The 15,744-nt window shown below is 46.6% G+C and carries 10 protein-coding genes; 7 read left to right on the top strand and 3 right to left on the bottom strand.

The annotated features are described in order from the left end of the window. The first annotated feature begins 9 nt into the window (after positions 1-9). The 5 genes from JNN12_15705 to JNN12_15685 all read left to right on the top strand — a co-directional run bounded on the left by JNN12_15705 (position 10) and on the right by JNN12_15685 (position 8,077). A complete protein-coding gene (locus JNN12_15705; protein ID MBL7979781.1) occupies positions 10-2,223 on the top strand; it encodes an urea transporter in 2,214 nt (737 codons plus the stop codon). Positions 2,224-2,237: 14 nt separating this feature from the next. After that, positions 2,238-3,470: a tetratricopeptide repeat protein gene (locus JNN12_15700; GenBank protein ID MBL7979780.1), complete on the top strand. Its 1,233-nt coding sequence runs from the start codon at positions 2,238-2,240 to the stop codon at positions 3,468-3,470. Beyond that, on the top strand, positions 3,467-4,090 hold the full coding sequence (locus tag JNN12_15695) for a tetratricopeptide repeat protein (protein ID MBL7979779.1): 624 nt from the start codon (positions 3,467-3,469) through the stop codon (positions 4,088-4,090). The genes JNN12_15700 and JNN12_15695 overlap by 4 nt, the downstream gene beginning before the upstream one ends. Before the next feature lie 237 nt (positions 4,091-4,327). Continuing rightward, positions 4,328-5,665 carry a T9SS type A sorting domain-containing protein gene (locus JNN12_15690; protein MBL7979778.1) on the top strand — a complete coding sequence of 446 codons (1,338 nt, stop codon included), beginning with the start codon at positions 4,328-4,330 and terminating at the stop codon, positions 5,663-5,665. A 36-nt stretch (positions 5,666-5,701) separates the two neighbouring features. Continuing rightward, positions 5,702-8,077, top strand: a complete 2,376-nt coding sequence (locus JNN12_15685; GenBank protein MBL7979777.1) for a T9SS type A sorting domain-containing protein — start codon at positions 5,702-5,704, stop codon at positions 8,075-8,077. A gap of 627 nt (positions 8,078-8,704) precedes the next feature. On the opposite strand, the gene JNN12_15680 is transcribed toward JNN12_15685, so the two are convergent. Further along, entirely contained in the window at positions 8,705-10,426 is a 1,722-nt protein-coding gene (locus tag JNN12_15680) for a hypothetical protein (GenBank protein MBL7979776.1), read from the bottom strand. 177 nt (positions 10,427-10,603) lie between these two features. Here JNN12_15680 and JNN12_15675 point away from each other — a divergent pair, with 177 nt between their 5' ends. Continuing rightward, positions 10,604-11,062 (top strand): OsmC family protein, encoded by a 459-nt coding sequence (locus tag JNN12_15675; protein ID MBL7979775.1) that lies wholly within the window; start codon positions 10,604-10,606, stop codon positions 11,060-11,062. Between the two features lie 195 nt (positions 11,063-11,257). Here the strand turns inward: JNN12_15675 and JNN12_15670 are convergent, their stop codons facing one another. Beyond that, the gene (locus JNN12_15670) at positions 11,258-11,818 is read right to left on the bottom strand and encodes a tetratricopeptide repeat protein (GenBank protein MBL7979774.1); all 561 of its coding nucleotides are present in this window, start codon (positions 11,816-11,818) and stop codon (positions 11,258-11,260) included. A 308-nt stretch (positions 11,819-12,126) separates the two neighbouring features. Here JNN12_15670 and JNN12_15665 point away from each other — a divergent pair, with 308 nt between their 5' ends. Further along, on the top strand, positions 12,127-13,476 hold the full coding sequence (locus JNN12_15665) for an NAD(P)/FAD-dependent oxidoreductase (protein MBL7979773.1): 1,350 nt from the start codon (positions 12,127-12,129) through the stop codon (positions 13,474-13,476). A gap of 86 nt (positions 13,477-13,562) precedes the next feature. Here the strand turns inward: JNN12_15665 and ligA are convergent, their stop codons facing one another. After that, on the bottom strand, positions 13,563-15,692 hold the full coding sequence (ligA, locus tag JNN12_15660; protein ID MBL7979772.1) for an NAD-dependent DNA ligase LigA: 2,130 nt from the start codon (positions 15,690-15,692) through the stop codon (positions 13,563-13,565). Positions 15,693-15,744: the final 52 nt, after the last annotated feature.

Below are 15,744 nucleotides of genomic sequence, written 5' to 3'. Positions count from 1 at the left end.
AGTTGTGTCATGCCCAAAACATCCCAATTGTTGCTGAAAATCTGGCGGTTGTGGCCCTTGTGGTTAGAGAGTACCCTGAACAGCTATGGCCAACTGTTTTTCTCCCAAAGCCGTGTACTTTCGGTTATGGTGATGGTGGCCTCTTTCACCAATTGGGAAGTGGGGCGTTGGGGGCTTCCGGCCATTTGGCTCACACATGCTCTGGCGTGGATCGCCGGATTCGATAAATCGCTTATCCGTGGCGGCATGTTGGGGCTTAATAGCCTGTTGGTCGTTTTTGGGTTGGCCCTTTTATTTCAGGTAAATTTCCCTTTTGTCCTTTTGTTGGTAGCGGCTTGTATGTTTACGCTCGTAATAGGGGTTGCGCTACATTACGGCCTCTCGCATTGGGGAGTTCCGGTACTCAGCCTGCCTTTTGTGTTGGGTATTTGGATGATGGAAGTGGCCTCGCGGCAATTTGCTTTGCTGGAGTGGAGTACCGGTTCTATCTATACCCTCAATGAACTTTATAAATGGGGTGGAAGTGGATTGGTTCAGGCTTATGAAGCCTTTTTAGGGGTGCAATTACCCAGTTTAATGGAAGGTTATTTGCGTTCGTTGGCTGCCATTTTGTTCCAGAACAATTGGTTTGCCGGGCTTTTGATTGCACTGGGATTGTTGGTTGCTTCGCGTATTTTGTTTTCGCTTTCCATTATGGGTTTTTTGCTGGGCTATGGTTCGCAATGGATGTTGGGTATGGACCTCACAACCTTAAATTACGGCACATTAGGGTTTAATTACGTCCTGACAACCTTGGCGCTGGGGGGGTACTTTTTTATTCCTAATGTACATAGCTATGGCCTCGCTATGGCCGTTATTCCGTTGGTTATGACGTTGAATGCGGGACTATCTGAGTTCGCGAAGATGTTTCAGGTGCCTATATATTCGTTGCCTTTTGCACTGGCAACTGGCTTTATGATGTACGTCATTAAGTTCTCTAATCGTACCGATGTATTGGCACCCGTTTTGTTACAATTGCGTTCGCCAGAAGAAAATTTATATGCGTATCACAATCAAAAACAAAGGTTTAAAGGATTTGTTTGGCAGCAAATTTATTTACCCTTTTTTGGAACATGGCGTGTATCGCAAGGGCATAATGGCGGAATTACACATCGGGAACATTGGCAATACGCTTGGGATTTCGATCAGACGGATGCCGAAGGGAGAACGTTTGAGTATCCCGGCATGCATCGAGAAAATTATTATTGTTATAACCTTCCGGCTTTGGCACCCGCAAATGGGGTTGTTGTGGCTGTACAAGACCACATTCCCGAAAATGAAATCGGACAGATCAATCTTGGGCAAAATTGGGGCAATACAGTGGTTATCCAACATGCAGAGGGCCTTTATTCCAAATTGAGCCACTTGAAAGCGGGGACGGTTTGTGTAAAAACTGGCGATATTGTACAAACCGGACAACGTCTCGGTGTAGTAGGGAATTCTGGACGTTCGCCAGAGCCTCATTTGCATTTTCAGCTACAGGCCACGCCTTATATTGGTGCTGCTACCCTTCGGTATCCCATCGCAGCCTATTTAACCCATTCAACAGAAGGGGTAGCACTAAGGCAATATGGCTATCCCGAAGAAGGAGAACAGATATCGGCTGTCCAATCCCATGCAGGTTTAGCTGCCGCTTTTGCTTTTCTCCCTGGTCAAACGGTTTCTTTCCAACGAGAAGACAAGGAGGGCGAAGTAACCCATTGGCAAGTGGAAACAGATGCTTGGAATAAGACCTGCTTCCATGAAGTTGCTTCGGGTACACGAGCCTATTTTGTGAATGATGGAACCGTTTTTTATTTTACCCATTATGAAGGCGACCGAAAAAGTGACTTATTTGCCTTTTATATGGGGTGTCATAAGGTGTTATTGGCATTTTATCGGGGGGTTTCTGTTTTTGATGAGTTACCACTCCACCAAATCTGGCAAACTCCAAGGCGCTGGATTTCTGACTTCTGGTCTCCTTTTCATGTAACGGGGAAAGCTGCATTTACGGCCATCAATGAAGCGCCCGAAGAAGTACCTCAGGATATCACCGTCCGTTCATCGGTCGAGTTATTTATTGGAAGCCATAAAAAACAACAATATGCCTTTAAAACCCAAATTGTACAAGGGCATATCACGGCGTTTTCGGGGCAATTTGGAAACGTAAACCTTACCTTAAGGCGTATTTCTCCCGCATTATAAGCCACTTAAAATACATGAAATCCATTCGTCTTTGCCTCTATTTGTTGTTACTGTTCACCACTTGGGGAAACGTAAAGGCACAAGAAAGGTCCTTGTCTTATCCGGAAATTTTGGATCAAACCGATGCCGCCTTTCAGAAAGCCCATTGGAAGGAGGTGGTACAAATTTGTGAAAAAGCCCTCGCGGAAGGCAATGATGCCTTTGTGATCCGGCAGTATTTGGGTATTGCGTATTATCGCCAAAAGCAATACACGCAAGCCTTGCCACACTTTCGCAAAGCTTTGGCATATTTTGGCTCCGAACCCATTACACAAGAATACCTCTACTTTACGCTATTGTTGCTGGATCGTGGTCTGGAGGCAAATGCAGTAGCGAGAGAGATGGAGCCAGAAGACCAAGCACGATTGGGACTGAAGCCTAACCGAAAGTGGATGTTCACTTATATAGAGCCGGGTGCAAAGTTAAGCACCCTTGAAGGACTTAAACCCATGGTATTGAGCACCCTTGGCATAGGCCATCGACTGGGTCGTACGATGGAGGCCTACCATGCAGGGGCGTACATCGCTCAGGAAAATAATGGATTTCGTTATCAACAGTACCAATATTATTTGCTGAATCAAGGACTCGTTGTGCCAAACCAAACCGTCGAAACAGCCCTGCATGTGGTTGGAATGAATGGCAAAAGCAACACCTTTGGCATGGAACAAAAGGGCCTCGCGTTATATGGAGGCTGGAGGTGGGCCCCCACTCGCTGGGAAATAACCCCGCAGGTAACTTGGACGCGCCTACAAACGGCACTCCAAACCAGTGCAGGGGCTACAGTTAAGGACTCCAGTGCAACGACCACACAGGTGGGCTTGTCCGTGGGGTATTGGCCGCGAATGGGGAAAGGGCGCATATGGCTGGGTTGGCAAAATGAAGTGGCATTGCATAAATATGATACCTTACTTGAGGAGAATAGCCAAGTCTTCTTTTTGATGAAAGCCCGGATCTGGGCCCAAATTCACCCGAAATTGAACCTTACTACCTTCTATTACGCTGGACGTGTTCCTTTGGCTTCTGAAGATAAGGGAAGTTTGTTCCTCAATTCACCGGATCTTACGACGAAAAAGTGGGGCTTAATGGCTGAATTCCCTGTAACCCCCAACGTTTCATTGTACGGCGTTTATCAGTTGGAAGCCAAAGAAAAATCCAACACGTCCTATCAAAACCATGCGATCATAACCGGAATTAAAATAAAACCATGAAACGCTTTAAACTTACTTCCTTTATCTGTTTAATCGGATTTTTTTACCTGTTCACATCCGTAAATAATCTTTATGCACAGGACGTTCAACAGGCTTTTAAGAGCAGTTATACCGCCGAGAATAACAAGGATTATGCATCGGCAATCACTTCGCTACGTCGGGTGTATAGCAATACATATGAAATGAACCTCCGTTTGGGCTGGCTTTATTATTTAGACGGTAAGTACCAAGAATCAATAAGCTATTATGAAAAATGTATCCAACAAATGCCGATGTCCATCGAGGCCCGGTTAGGGTACGTTCAGCCTGCATACGCACTTGAAAAATGGAATGACATGCTCAATCAATATTTGGCAATTCTCCAGATAGACCCCAATCATTCAAAAGCAAATTACCAAACAGGGGTGGCTTATTATTATCGTAAAGATTATCCTCGTGCGGAAAAATATCTTCAAAAAGTGCTCAATATGTATCCTTTTGATTATTACAGCTTGCTGATGTTGGGTTGGACAAAGTTTAACCTCGGTAAAAGAAACGAAGCCAAGGTATTGTTTAATAAAGTCTTGCTCTATGCACCTGATGATACTTCTGCCAAAGAAGGTCTGAGCCTGATTCGTTGATCGAACATCGTCTTGCAGGTTTGTGGGGAAGAGACAAGGCGTTTCTTCCCTTTTTTTATCCTCCTACTTTGCCACAGATGAGACAAAAAACGGGAAATTTATAGATATTGCTTTAGCCATGGGGTGTTCCCAGTTGCTTACCTGCCTATTTTTTGGAAAAGCCCTTTCAGAAGTCTGATTTTGGAATTATATTTCCAAAATATTAATCTTCTGCTAACCCTCAATCGTACCCATCCTATGAAAACATTGACACCATTTATTTTAATGTTATGCTTTGGAACAACTTCCCTTTATGCTCAGTTCACCACCAACTGGAGTTTGGCGCATGGTTCTATGCCCGGACTTGGCCAAGGAAGTTCCTCGTTGGATTTATACCGTGGCTTGGCCTATGGTGTGGTAGGTGGAAATGAACGTCTCTACTATGTTTCGCGTTATACGGGCAACCATATTTACATCTTAAATGCCAATACGGGTGCTGCGGCTTCTCCCGCCGAGTTGTCGTTGACAGGTGTAGCAGGCGGCGCTTTGGTGCTGAATGATGTTGGGGTAAGTGAAGATGGAGTAATCTTTGCCTGTAACGTGAGTGCAAACTCGGATGCGGCCTCGCCCTTTCGTTGCCACCGCTGGGATACAGAAAGCCAACTTGAAGCCACGCACTATACCTTCCAAACCCCAGCCGCTGCTCGGTTGGGCGACAAAATAACCGTTACCGGAAGTGTAAGTGGGGGCAACCTGGCCATTTGGGTGGCAAGTGTGACCAATAACAAGGCATATAAACTCACGCTTCCGGCTAGTGGGACTGTGTTAAGTGGAACAGAATACAGCACCGATGCCACCATCGGTAACCAGGCCTCCGTTTTCCCTTATGGCGCAGGATTTGTGGTGAATGGTAACAGCACCGCTCCTAAATATTATGAGACAACCAGTGCGACCGTCGCCGGAACCTTGCCGGCTGCTTCGATTGGTGGGACGGTAAACAACAATGCCCTGCGGATTTTTTCTTCGGGTGGGAAAACGTTTTTAGCCACCTTTGCTTATAGTGGAACGATTGGTGCTGCTGGGGCACAATATAGCATCCGTGTGGCCAATCTCAGCAATACCTTTGCTACGGGATGGAGCTATGGCTTTTTTGATATTGCCAATCCAGCCTCAAGTGCCAATGGGAATGGCGCTGGAGATGTGGATGTACGAATCAATGGCGATGGAACGGCCACTATTTTTGCCATGGCTACCAACAATGGCATCGTATCGGTGAATACCACCAATTCTTTGGCTACACTTTCCGATCGCGAGGAAAACCCACTACCTACCGCGTTCTACCTGAGTGCCCCGTATCCCAACCCCTTTAATCCAAGTGCAAACGTCACGTTTTCGGTAAAGCAAGGCCAATCCGTCACACTTACGCTGGTTAACCTCTTGGGACAGTCTGTTCAGGCCTTGTTTACCGGTTCGGTTCCGGCCAATGCCTTACAAACCGTGCGTATCAACGCTGGTAACCTACCCGCTGGAACGTACTTCGTCCGGCTTTCTGGCGAAACCTTCCATACCACCCGACCTCTTACCTTGCTTAAATAAACCCATCACTTATTCATTCATTAAACACATAAGGTTATGAAAACAAGAATACAAATTGTCGGGCTTACGCTTCTGGCGTTTTGTTTGCCGAAAGTGGCAGTAGCCCAATGGACTTTTAGTGCTGGCTATAATGTTTTGGATGTTGCCAACGACAATACAGGCGGTATCACAGGCATTACCAGTACTAACTATGGCAATACTACAGGTCAAGAACGCGGCATTGCCTACCGACCGGGTTCCCCCGGAATTGTCTATATTGGCAGAGGTGGTACCACAACAGGGGATGGGCGTACCGGTGGTGTTGTTGGTATTGCCGCCATTAAGTTGGAAGCCTATGGGGCATCTAACTATACGGATACCGGGCTAATTACCTCTGGTGGTACACCTGCGAACTTTAGCTTTATTCAAGCGATTTTTTATGAGCCTACTTGTGATAAAGTATGGGTGATTGACGGCGCTAGTTCTACTGCTCGGCTATGGTACTTTAGCGGAGGCGCACTTGGTGGCTCTCCTTCTGGTGGTGGGGTTGCAAGCACGGCAAACGCAACAGGTATTACACACATCACGCAGATGAGCAATGCTTCTGGAGCGGGCGGTACTGGAAGGGGACTGGCAGTACGAGTTTCTGGAGATTGTAGTACAGGAACGGTAACGGCTGCCGTGGGCATGGGTACGCATCTTGAAGTATGGGAAAGTACAACAGGCGTGGCTGGAACTTATACCATGAAATTTGAAAGTGCGACCGATATGGATGGTGCCGGAACAACTTATGCAGTTTTTGGGTCAAGTGCTGTTCGAGATGTAACGTTTGATCCCGAAGGAAATATTTGGATTGGGGATCCTGCGAATTCTAAAAGGGCCATACATGGGTTTGCATTCGCTTCCAGTGGGACAGGTGTATTGCCTTCAAGGAGTATTCAGTTACCTCGTACTAACTTAGAAACTTTTGAGGGTTCTGGTGCTACCGGTAATGTCAATAGTGTGAAAATGTACAAAGACGGAAGCTATGTGTATTTGCTTGCATCATTTCGTACCTCTGATACTGCTTCAGCCTTCAATCGTTTTGTACGTACTGGTAGCGATATGGCCTCTTATGCTTTTGTATTAACGGATGGCTTTGGGCAAAGTTGGGGTGGGGGAGCTACCTACGCAGATACCAAAGTACAAACAGCGCGGTATAGGGTTGGATCCTCTGGTACGCAGCCCGGTAGCGCAACACAAGCACTTATGTATATGTCCATGCCCTATAGTTCTAGTAGTACCTTGGAATTATCTGATCAGAGTGTCTATATAAACACTTTTATTACGGATTCAGATAAAGGACATACAAAACCGACATCAGGGGTTCATCAAATTGGTATGCCTGCGATGGTTTATGCCGAACGCACTTTTGATGCTGGGACAGGAGCCAGTACAGATCCTCCTACAACAGACAAAGAATACTTGGGTTTCTCACTGAATACAGATCATGGTACCGCTACTGTTACGGAAGCCCGTTGCTTTATCGCTTCTGGGTCAACTGCAACTACCTCTGATATTGCAGCCGTAAAACTTTGGTTGGATGTAAATGGCGACAATTTAATTGATGGCGGAGATACGCTATTGGGTACTGCAACCCATGATGGTACCGATTATGTAGTGACGGGCTTGTCTCAGTCAATCACAGCTACTGCGAAACGATATATCTGGGGGGTTGACCGTGTGGGCAGTATGGCTCTTGGTAAAACAAGCGCGGGTCCTACATTGGCATTGCGAATGGATTTTTCTACAACCGCTCAAGACGTAGTGGTTGCAACAGGTGGGATATTGGCTCCCCTAAATTTCCCCATTCAGAATGCATCCTCTACCCCCCTCCCCATCGAGTTGGCGGACTTCACGGCGCAGGCGACGAAAGATATGGTTACGCTGAACTGGCAAACCATCTCGGAGGTGAATAGCGATGTATTCGAGGTGCAACACTTGGTAGATGGCGCGTGGAAAACCGTGGCCACCGTACAAGCAGCAGGCTCCAGTACGGATGTACGTTCCTATACCCAAGCCATACAAGGCTTGCAAGTGGGTACACACTACTTCCGCTTGAAAAGTGTGGACAAAGACGGCGGGGTAAAATACAGCAAACAGGTCACTGTTTCGGTAGAAGTTCCGGGTACGTTTGTGATGAATCCCGCGTATCCCAACCCGTTTAATCCGCAAACCACGCTCACCTTTGCCGTTGCCCAAAAACAAGCCGTTACCATGACGCTGTTCAATGCGTTGGGACAACAAATTTCGGTCTTGTACCAAGGCGTGCCAGAAGCCAATACGCTCCAAACCATCCAACTGAATGGCAGTACCTTACAAAGCGGTGCGTATTTTGTGCGTCTGATGGGTGAGAACTTCAGCGGAATGCAAAAGGTGATGTTGGTGAAATAAGCCCACATCTGCTTCTTTTTCTAAAGCCCGGAGCCTAATGGTTTCGGGCTTTTTTCGGCATTTTTGTATTCACAATTGCCCAAAATTGTAGCCTAAACTTATCCACACCTGTCTTCTTTGGTTTTTGCATCGCGTGTGTTGGCTTTATAACCCCAAAACGATGTGTACCGACACACTTTTCCACGAGTGCATTTCAAAACTTTCCAAATTACCTCGTGAACACCTCTTTCACATTTTATGCGGCCTGCTGGATTCTCGTATGATGTCGCTCCTACGGAGCTTTTCTCAATGGTAAGTAAAGATTTCCCCTCATCTAAGGTGCATCGTAATGTCTATGGGCATTTTTGAAAGGTACCCCTTTTCCACCTGACTTTTACCTACCAAACGGAGCTATCCAAAAAATACAGGCCCTACACCTCGGCGGAGGTGAAGGAAAAAGCCTCACCGCTAAGTTTGGTACATTGCCGGATATTTGGATGATCGGATAAAATCTTGAACCTGTACGGAAAGGCCATGGCCGCACAACGGTTGGAGGATGTGGCGCTGTAATTGGTTCCAAATTTTTTGATACCAACCTTTTCCTAAGACTTCTGTGTTGTCGTAGAGCTTCTTATATGGTTAGGGAATTTAGTATCGCCAGCTCCGCACATCTGCGCCCGGTGGTGCTGAATCTTCGATGCGTTTTAGAATCATGGGCAGGTATTGCCAATTGTAGCGAAGACGGCTGATGGCATTTGGATTCTCAGGATCGCCGTTCCAGCAATGTTCTGCACGATCGCCATAAGCAATGACAGCATCCGATTTGGGGTTCTGGGTGCGGTTGCGCAAAAAGTCCTCCATCAAGTACACCGCATTATTCAAATAATAATTGTCCATATCGCCGCAGTAGAGGTGGATCTTTCCTTGTAATTTAGGGCCGAGTTTAGCCCAGTCCCGTTCCATGATATGTCTTAAGTCGTAATTTTCTCGCCAGTAAGCAGCGACTTCTGGGTTTATTTTGCCAGTTTTTTTATCAAAAATGCGTTTGGGATAGCCATCGGAACCCTGTGGAGAATAAACTGCTTCCCAGATGTCCCACTGATCGCCAGAGCGGGATTTGTCTCCTAAAACCAGTTCATAATGGTTTTGATCTCGGACTGTGGCGGTGACTTCTCCTAAATAATTGCGATAGCCCGGTTTTTCTATTTCGCGGTGTGGACCGTGCCAAGTGTAAGCATTTTTGTCTTCATATAGGTTGACGAGCGTATATGCACGGAAGTCCACCGGGTCCGGACAGGCTGCGAAAGCACCGTTGAAGGCTTCTGGGTAAAAGACTTGTGCAGCCAAAGCCTCCCAGCCCCCAGTAGAGCCACCATAGGTAAAACGTGCCCAGCCTTCGCCAATGCCACGAAACTTCTGCTCGATGGCCGGAAGTAGTTCTGTCATAATGGCGTCTCCGTAGGGGCCTAAATTTGCAGAATTGACGGCGTATGAATCGTCGTAGTAAGGGTTTGCATGTTGAATTTCCACGACCAGATAACGGGGGAAATCTTTGCTAATCCACTTCTGATAAAAATTGTAGGCTTCTTGTTGTTCTATTCGGTTATAACAGTCTAACCGGAATCGTTCGCTATATGCACAAATCAGGCTTGGGTCAGGGGCTGATGTCCGGAATCCTCCAAAATCTGCGGGGAAATGGCCATGAAACAACATCAGCGGATAGCGTGCTTCCGGATGCGCATCGAACCCTTCCGGAACCAAAACATGTGCCCCCAAATACATAGGACGTCCCCAAAACTCTGTTAGCAGTTTGCTTTGGATTTTAATGTGGCGGATATAAGGGGTGTCTTTTGGCGGCGTGATTTCTGGGTTGATTTCGGTAAGATTTAGTCGGATAATCTGTTTCTTTGTAGGGTCAATACGCAATTTTTGGGGCTTGGAAAACAAATTTCCTGGTTCCTTTCTCCAATTTTGGCCCGCATCCCATGAACGGGGTAATTTAACCTGGTGCCCGGTTTTTAGGTTAAAAGTTTCATAGCGGTTCAGTGCGGCTTGTACATAGTACTCGCCGGCAGGTAGGTCCTTCAGGCTTTCGTAGGGGTATCCGAAAATCGTATGGTCTATGACTTGTGGCTGATTGGGGCGCCAACTTTCTGCATTTTTCCCAAAGATGGGTATGGCATTCAGGCCCCATCTCACCTGTGACTTGGGTTCTGATGTATTGTCTTTGGTAAACATCAAAATAATCCGTCCATCCAAAGGCTCCAGAGACAGTGTTTTAGAAAATGAGATTTCAAATACTGGTTGTGCAAAAGAGGGTGCAGTCGAAAGCAGTATAGTAGCCAGCCAAAATCCGATTTTTTTTCGCATATACGCCGAAGTTGATGTGGAAAAGGAATTCTGTAAAATAAGGCAAAATTGCCCTTCCGTGACAGTTGTGGCCTTACCCATGTACGATAAATATATACAGGTGAAAAGGTTTTTTTAGGATAAACAGCCCTACTATCCTGCATTACATTCTACTCAAAACGAAACGAGTGATCTGCCATGATGGATGTACATCATTTATATGAAGTGGACGTTTCTTGGACGCATGACCGGAAGGGGTTACTGACCTCGCCCGTATTGTCGGAACTAATTGAGGTAGCCACTCCGCCAGAATTTACAAAAGGCGAAGTTGGTATTTGGTCGCCAGAACACCTGTTTGTGGCTGCCCTAAGTAGTTGTCTGATGACTACATTTCTTGCCATCGCTGAAAATAGTAGGTTGGATTTTACTTCTTTTGGCTGTAATGCAGTTGGGAAGTTGGAAAAAGATGGCTTAGGAGGCTTTGCGATCACCCAAGTAGTTCTTCGCCCCGAAATTGAGTTGACCTCGGAGGCTCAGGTAGAAAAGGCGCAACGCATTTTGGAAAAAGCCGAAAAAGCATGCCTTATTTCCCGGTCAGTTAAGTCGGAAATTGTGCTATCCCCGAAAATTCGGGTCACAAAGAACGTTCCTTCTTGATACGAAATGCCGTGTTACGGCTATGTGGCATGGGGGTCCACATAAACGGCGTACTCATTACATAGGGTGCGCCGTTCTTTTTGAATGTTGGGTTGTGTGATGTGGCAAATAGTGGTTACGTTTTAGGCCCTTTCTCTGATAGAATAAAACCCCGTACATGATATAAGTTAAGTCTCAGGTGGTTAGGGTTTTACATTAGTTTTTTTGCATAGCGCAATGTTTTTCTTTTAGGGCACGGTCTTTTAGGCCTAATTGCTCTGCAAGTGCGATATCGGCGCATCCACCTGAGACATCCCCATATTCTAATTTGGCAATGGCCCGATCTAAGATGGCCTCTGGATAGTTGGGCCGAAGCGTTAACACCTTGGTATAATCGGAGATGGCTTCTGTATATGCCTTTCTTTGCGTTTGAATATTGGCACGGGCATAAAAATAGTCAGGATAATCGCCCACGAACGAAATGGCGCGATTCAGGTCATGCAAAGCCTCCTCTAAGGCTCCTTGTTTTAGGCGTAATTCTCCCCTTAGGTGGTAGGCACGGGAGAAAGTCGAATCTTTTTTCAGGGCTTCGTTAAATGCTGCCAATGCACCAACTTCATTCCCTTCAAAAAGTTTTTCCATCCCCCGTTCACATAATTGCGCTGCCAATTCGTATGGTTGAGGGGTTTTGTTGATGGTGCTGGGCTGTCTGGTCTGCCCCCAGACGGTTATACAACAACCGTAAAAGGCCAGTATAATCGGTAAAAGGGTTTTCATTATCCATAGATGTTTAGTCGAGAAGGCTGCCTAATATAAATCGGAACCGATCTTAATTACACAAGCAAAAAAAGAGTTTTTTTACAATCTCTCATAAGAAAACTTGATTCTGAGCGATGTTTGAACAATATCGCGATATCCGCCTTCCCACTTACCAAAGAAGGGCGGGTAACATGTCTATAGACAGTTCTTGTATTGAGTACTAAACCAATCTTTATGATGTGAAATATTCAAGTAGAAAAGGTTTGCAAAAAAAACAAATTTGCCCCATAATTCGTATGTGGCCCAAACCAAACCCCATTCCTCATATGAAACCCAAACCGATTCGCAAGCCCATTGTCGCCGTCATTGGTGCTGGATTTGGCGGCCTCGCCGTTGTACGTGCTTTGAGAAACGCCCCCGTAGAAGTCCGCCTCATTGACCAGAACAATTACCACACCTTCCAACCATTATTATATCAGGTTGCAACGGCTGGTTTGGAGCCTGAAAGCATCGGAAGAAGTATCCGGAGTATGCTCCAGCGGCAGAAGAATGTAGATTTTGTGTTGGGCAAAGTGATTGCCGTGAACCGATCCGATAAGAAAATTACTTTGGAAACGGGATTCACGTGTTCATACGATTATTTGGTTTTAGCAGCAGGAGCAACCAATAATTTTTTTGGCATTCCGGGCGTGGCCGAACATGCTTTTACCCTTAAAACCATGCAAGACGCGATGGTACTGCGCAGCCACGTCTTATCCGTTTTTGAAGAAGCAAATCTTTATGCCGATCGGTACGATGATGGCTTGTTGCATTTTGTGGTTGTTGGGGGAGGGCCTACCGGAGTGGAAATGGCGGGTGCGCTTGTTGAATTGTTTGAAATGGTGTTGAAAAAAGATTTTCCCCACTTGCCCATTCACCGTGCAAAAGTATCACTGATCGAGGCCAGTTCGCATTTGTTGAATGCGTTTAATGAACGATATCGCAACTATACTGTAGCAGAACTAAAACGACGGGGCGTTCAAGTTTATCAAGGGACCAAGGTGGTGCGTGTATCGGCCAATGACGTGTTGCTACACACGGGAGAGCGCCTTCCAACAGCAACCCTTATCTGGGCTGCAGGCATTCGGGTTAATCCACTTGCAGATTTGATGGGTGTAAAACAAGGTGCTGCTGGGCGCATAGAGGTGCGGCCTGACTTAAGCCTTCCTGATGATCCAAATGTATTTGTGATTGGGGATATGGCCGCCAGTACCGATGAAAACGGGAACCTGCATCCACAATTGGCTCCAAATGCCATTCAGGCGGGGAAACATGTGGCCCTACAACTGAACGCATTGATACATCATCTCCCAACCCAGCCTTATCGGTACTTTGATAAAGGCATCATGGCCACCATTGGTCGTAATGCTGCTGTTGCAGAAACGCCTTGGGGTTTTCGAGCAAAAGGTTTTGGCGCTTGGCTGGCTTGGCTTTTTGTTCACCTGATGTACTTGGTAGGGTTTCGTAATCGCTTGCTGGTTTTTTTTGATTGGTTATGGAACTATATTTCTTATGATCGCAGTGCGCGGATGATTTTTCCGGATCCCTTCCGGAGTCGTCCTACTTCTGCTGATATGATTACCCTTTCCGACGAAAAGAAAACCCCGTTCGTCCTTGAGAAGGAGTGGGTACGATGAAGTCAAATCTACGGGCGGGCTACTTTCGGTTTATTGAAAAATAGCCCGCCTTTATAAGTTACTTCTGCCCTGATGCGTAGCATCATTTACGGCTTTTCAGGGGCAGGTATCTCAATCATCTGTAAAAATTGTGCCTCATCTAAGACTACGATTTGCAGTTTTTGCGCTTTCTCCAATTTGGACCCTGCATTTTCGCCAGCCACTAAATAATGGGTTTTTTTGCTCACGCTATCGGTAACTTTTCCTCCTGCCTGTTGGATGCGTTGTGCGGCCTCGGTTCGTCCCATTGTTGGCAATGTACCCGTAATGACAAATGTTTTTCCGGCCAGCGGCAAATCGGCGGTAATGGGTTTAGCCGCTTCCTCTGGCATTCTTTCGGTACGAACCCCCACTTCTTTTAATGCGTGTACCAACGCAATATTCTGAGGCGTAGCGCTCCAAGATGCGATACTTTCAGCAATTTTAGGCCCAATACCTTCAATGGTTTGTAGGTCTGCGGGGGTAGTCACCAAAAGTTTTTCTAAGGATTCAATGTGGGGAACCAAGAGTTGCCCTGTGGTTTGACCGACAAAGCGGATGCCAAGTGCCCAGATAAGACGGGCTAAACTACGGTTTTTGGATGCTTCTATACCGTCTAATAGGTTTTGTGCTTTCTTTTCCGCAAAAGCCGGAAGGGCCAACAGATCGTCTTTCTTAAGGTGGTACAAATCCGGTAATGCTTTCACTAACCCTTTTTCTACCAAAAGCGCGGCCATTTTTCCACCAAGTCCCTCAATATCCATAGCCTCGCGGCCCGTAAAATGTTCTATGGCTGCCGTTAGCTGTTCGGGTGTGTTGGTAAGAGTGGTGTAATAGTCTGCCTCACCTTCATACCGCTGAACAGGGAGGCCAGCAGCCGTGCAGGCATTTTTGAAATCCCAAGCCTGCTCTGCGCCAGTGCGTGCCTCTATGATGGCTTGAACCACTTGGGGAATGACATCTCCGGCTCGCTTGATCAGAACCGTGTCTCCAATTCGGATATCTCGGCTAACGATATAGTCCTCATTGTGCAAAGTAGCTCGTGAAACGACCACGCCACCGATGGAGACGGGTGTTAAGAGGGCAACGGGCTTTACCACGCCTGTTCGACCAATGCTCAGCTCAATGTTTTCGAGGCGCGTGGTTACTTCCAAAGAAGGGAATTTATAGGCCACGGCCCAACGAGGCGCATTAGACACAAAACCAAGCGCTTGTTGATGATCAAAACGATTAATTTTAATCACCAAGCCATCAATCTCATAGTCTAAGGCTTCGCGTTGGTTGGTCCATTTTTGAATCATATCCACAACTGCCTCCAAATCCGAACATCGTGCTTTGTGCGGATTCACCGGAAAGCCCCAAGCCGCTAACTGTTCCTCCATTTCGAAAAGTCCGTCTGGCAATTCGCCAGAAACAGGTCCAATTCCGTAACAAAAGAAGCTAAGAGGCCGCTTCGCAGTCATTTTGGAGTCCAATTGCCGTAGGCTACCCGCAGCACCGTTTCGAGGATTGGCAATCGGCGGTTTTTGTTCGGCAAGAAGACGTTCATTATACTTCTGAAAATCTGATTTACGCATATAAACCTCGCCCCGTACTTCGATACGGTCTGGAATTGGAGGTAAATTTATGATTTCATAAACAGGTATTTGTAGTGGAATACTGCGAATAGTTCGTATATTTTCCGTTACATTTTCCCCGGTTTGCCCATCTCCTCGTGTGGCTCCCATTACCAAGTGTCCTTTTTCATAGGTCAGCGCAATGGCCAAGCCATCAATTTTTAACTCCACGAGCAATTCGGGTTGGGTGACACCAAAAACGGGCAGCAAACCTTTTATACAACGGTCGTACCATGCCCGTAAATCACCCTCCGAGAATACGTTTCCGAGGCTAAGCAGCGCTTGTGGGTGCTGGTGCTTCTGAAAACCATCTAAGACTGCTCCACCCACGCGCTGGGTCGGCGAGTCCGGTGTTTGAAGCGATGGGAAATGGGCTTCAATGGCCTGCAATGCCCGAAACAAGCGGTCATACTCGGCATCTGCAATGATGGGTTGGTCCAAGACATAATACCGATGGCTATGCGCGTGTAAAACCACCGCCAACGTTTGGGCCAATTGTGCTGCTTCGTCATGCGAAAGATCCTGAATCTCCATTTCGGAAATCTGATGGAGTATGGAATAGGTTAAAGCTAGATGTTCCATTCGTTGAAAATATCAAGCGCAGAACAAAGTTGCCCTACGCTTGATATGGGTG

The sequence above is a fragment of the Bacteroidetes Order II. bacterium genome (assembly GCA_016788705.1).
Taxonomy (GTDB): domain Bacteria; phylum Bacteroidota; class Rhodothermia; order Rhodothermales; family UBA2364; genus UBA2364.
This window is presented reverse-complemented; position numbering and strand designations above follow the sequence as displayed.

What these genes read in the sequence shown, in the direction of transcription:
- JNN12_15705 (MBL7979781.1), top strand. Translation starts at nt 10, where the DNA reads ATGCCCAAAACATCCCAATTGTTGCTGAAAATCTGGCGGTTGTGGCCC.
- JNN12_15700 (MBL7979780.1), top strand. Translation starts at nt 2,238, where the DNA reads ATGAAATCCATTCGTCTTTGCCTCTATTTGTTGTTACTGTTCACCACT.
- JNN12_15695 (MBL7979779.1), top strand. Translation starts at nt 3,467, where the DNA reads ATGAAACGCTTTAAACTTACTTCCTTTATCTGTTTAATCGGATTTTTT.
- JNN12_15690 (MBL7979778.1), top strand. Translation starts at nt 4,328, where the DNA reads ATGAAAACATTGACACCATTTATTTTAATGTTATGCTTTGGAACAACT.
- JNN12_15685 (MBL7979777.1), top strand. Translation starts at nt 5,702, where the DNA reads ATGAAAACAAGAATACAAATTGTCGGGCTTACGCTTCTGGCGTTTTGT.
- JNN12_15680 (MBL7979776.1), bottom strand. Translation starts at nt 10,426, where the DNA reads ATGCGAAAAAAAATCGGATTTTGGCTGGCTACTATACTGCTTTCGACT.
- JNN12_15675 (MBL7979775.1), top strand. Translation starts at nt 10,604, where the DNA reads ATGATGGATGTACATCATTTATATGAAGTGGACGTTTCTTGGACGCAT.
- JNN12_15670 (MBL7979774.1), bottom strand. Translation starts at nt 11,818, where the DNA reads ATGAAAACCCTTTTACCGATTATACTGGCCTTTTACGGTTGTTGTATA.
- JNN12_15665 (MBL7979773.1), top strand. Translation starts at nt 12,127, where the DNA reads ATGAAACCCAAACCGATTCGCAAGCCCATTGTCGCCGTCATTGGTGCT.
- ligA (MBL7979772.1), bottom strand. Translation starts at nt 15,692, where the DNA reads ATGGAACATCTAGCTTTAACCTATTCCATACTCCATCAGATTTCCGAA.